The sequence below is a fragment of the Glycomyces halotolerans genome (assembly GCF_054779575.1).
On record NZ_BAAGXZ010000055.1, the window covers coordinates 1 to 865 of the forward strand.

The window sequence follows — 865 nt, forward strand, 5'->3', positions numbered from 1 at the left end:
CGGCGCAGTCGCATGGGGCGACGGGGTTCGCTTCGCAGAACGGTGGGACGACCGGTGGTGCGGGCGGGCAGACGGTACGGGCCAGTACCGGTACCGAGATTCATGCGGCCCTGTGCAACCGGGCCAGTACCAGTACTCCGATCATCATCGAGGTCGAGGGCACGATCAATCACGGCAACACCAGCAAGGTCTCCGGTGACAGCTGCGATACCGACGATGACCGGATCGAGCTCAAGCGCATCAGCAACATCACCATCATCGGTGTCGGCGGCGGCGCGGTCTTCGACCAGCTGGGCATCCACATTCGCGAGTCGAGCAACATCGTGATCCGGAACGTGACCGTCCGCAATGTCAAGAAGTCCGGGTCGCCGACCTCCAACGGCGGGGACGCCATCGGCATGGAGGCCGGGGTGCGCAACGTGTGGGTCGACCACGTCACCCTGGAGGCCTCCGGCGGGGAGGACGAGGGCTTCGACGGGCTGTTCGACCTGAAGAACGACACCCGGTACGTCACTCTTTCCTACAGCATCCTGCGCAACTCCGGGCGCGGCGGCCTGATCGGCTCCAGCTCGGGCGACACCTCGAACGGGTTCGTCACCTTCCATCACAACCGGTACGAGAACATCGACTCGCGCACGCCGCTGCTGCGGGCCGGGGTGGCCCACGCCTACAACAACCACTTCGTGGGCATCAGCAAGTCGGGCATCAATTCCCGGGTCGGCGCGCGGGTGCAGGTCGACCACAACTATTTCCAGGACTCCAAGGACGTGCTGGGCACCTTCTACACCGACGACATGGGCTACTGGGAGGTGACCGGCAATATCTACGACAACGTGACCTGGTCGAGCGACGGCAGCGACAACCA

Annotated in this window: 1 protein-coding gene; it reads left to right on the forward strand. The window is 64.4% G+C overall.

The window, feature by feature from the left end:
- On the forward strand, nt 1-865 hold an 865-nt coding region (locus ACYVL2_RS19980), incomplete at both ends, for a pectate lyase family protein (protein ID WP_460546561.1).